Source organism: Microbispora sp. KK1-11 (assembly GCF_006874435.1).
Lineage (GTDB): Bacteria > Actinomycetota > Actinomycetes > Streptosporangiales > Streptosporangiaceae > Microbispora > Microbispora catharanthi.
This window is the reverse complement of sequence record NZ_VIRJ01000082.1, coordinates 1-1,839: the sequence shown is the minus strand read 5'-3', so window position 1 is coordinate 1,839 and position 1,839 is coordinate 1. Positions and strand designations below refer to the sequence as shown.

The following is a 1,839-nucleotide window of genomic DNA, read 5'->3' as shown; positions in this document are numbered from 1 at the left end:
AGGCGGCGCGTCTGGCCGGTATCGATGTGCGTAAGCACACGCTGATGTTGTATGCGCTGTCGGGTCTGTGCTGCGGGATCGCCGCGGTGCTGATCATGGCGCGGACCACCACCGGGTCGTCCACCCATGGCGACTTGTATGAGCTGGACGCGATCGCCGCGGTGATCATCGGCGGGACGTTGCTGAGCGGCGGCCGGGGCACGATCATCGGTTCGATCCTCGGTCTGCTGATCTTCACTGTGATCACCAACCTGTTCATCCTCAACGGCCTCAACACCGCCGACCAGCTCGTCGCCAAGGGCGCGATCATCGTCGTCGCCGTGCTCCTGCAGCGGCGAAGCCTCAAATCACACACCTGATACCGGGGGCCGGATCGGAACCCGACCGGCTCCAGCAAGGAGAGAACATATGGACAAGAACCCCGGCCGCCGCGGCTTCCTCCTCGGCGGAGCCATCCTCGGCGCGGGCGCCCTCGTCGCGGCCTGCACCAGCAACGAGCCGGCCGCGCAGGCGAGCGCGCCGGCCGCCGCCCCCGCGGCCGCGGCCACGGGCGGCAACGACGCCCCCGGCGACAAGGTCGTCATCGGCTTCTCGGCCCCGGCCGCCGACCACGGCTGGATCGCCGCCATCGCCAAGAACGCGGCCGACGCGGCCAAGCAGTACTCCGACGTCGACTTCAAGGCGGTCGAGCCGACCAACGACATCAACCAGCAGATCTCCGCGGTGGAGTCGCTGATCCAGGCCAAGGTCAACGTGCTGGTGATCCTGCCCAACGACGGCCAGCAGCTCAACCAGGTGGCCCGGCAGGCCATGGACGCGGGCATCCCGGTGGTGAACGTGGACCGCGTGTTCCCGGACAAGCTGTCCTACCGCGCCTGGATCGGCGGGGACAACTACGGCATGGGCGTGGCCGCCGGCCACTTCATCGGCAAGACGCTGAAGGACAAGGGCGTGGCCGACCCGGTCATTCTGGAGATCCAGGGCATCGCCACGCTGCCGCTGACCCAGGACCGCAGCAAGGGCTTCGCCGACGCGCTGAAGATGTACGGCTTCAAGGTGACCGCGCAGCAGGACGCGAAGTTCACGGTGGAGTCGGGCACGCAGGTGGCCAGCAACCTGCTGCAGGCGCACAAGAAGATCGACGCGATCTGGAACCACGACGACGACCAGGGCATCGGCGTGCTCGCCGCGATCAAGGAAGCCGGTCGCGACGAGTTCTTCATGGTCGGCGGCGCCGGCTCGGCCAACGCGATGCGTGACATCCAGGCCGACAACGGCGTGCTGAAGGCGACGGTCACCTATCCGCCGACGATGGCCGCCTCGGCGATCAAGATCGCCCGGCTCATCGCCCAGGGCAAGGGCATGAGCGACCTGCTGGAGCAGGAGGTGCCGCAGTCGATCACGCTGGCCTCGGCGACCGTGTCCAAGGACAACGTGGACAAGTACCTGCCGCTCGGTTTCGAGTCATGAGGCCGGTCATCGGGATCGGCATGGTCGGCTACGCGTTCATGGGCCGCACCCACTCCCAGGCGTGGCGCAGCGTGGACGCGTTCTTCGACCTGCCGATCAAGCCCGCGATGGTGGCCGTGGCCGGCAGGTCCGCCGAGGCGACCGCGCAGGCAGCCGAGAAGCTGGGGTGGGCTCACGCGGAGAGCGACTGGAAGCGCCTGCTCGAACGCGACGACGTGCAGATCGTCGACATCTGCACGCCCGGTGACAGCCATGCCGAGATCGCCATCGCGGCGCTGGCGGCGGGCAAGCACGTCCTGTGCGAGAAGCCGCTGGCCAACACCGTGGCCGAGGCCGAGGCCATGGCCGCGGCGGCGAAGGAGGCGGCGG

The 1,839-nt window shown here is 68.5% G+C and carries 3 protein-coding genes; all 3 read left to right on the top strand.

Annotated features, from left to right (window positions below; all coding sequences use genetic code 11):
- A partial coding sequence (locus FLW16_RS42780; protein WP_396687271.1) for an ABC transporter permease occupies window positions 1-359 on the top strand: 359 nt, incomplete at its 5' end.
- Window positions 360-408: 49 nt separating this feature from the next.
- Complete coding sequence (locus FLW16_RS42775; protein ID WP_142566699.1) at window positions 409-1,470, top strand: substrate-binding domain-containing protein; 1,062 nt, start codon at window positions 409-411, stop codon at window positions 1,468-1,470.
- Window positions 1,467-1,839 (top strand): Gfo/Idh/MocA family protein (locus FLW16_RS42770; protein WP_142566698.1); only part of this gene is annotated, 373 nt, incomplete at its 3' end. The genes FLW16_RS42775 and FLW16_RS42770, both read left to right, overlap by 4 nt.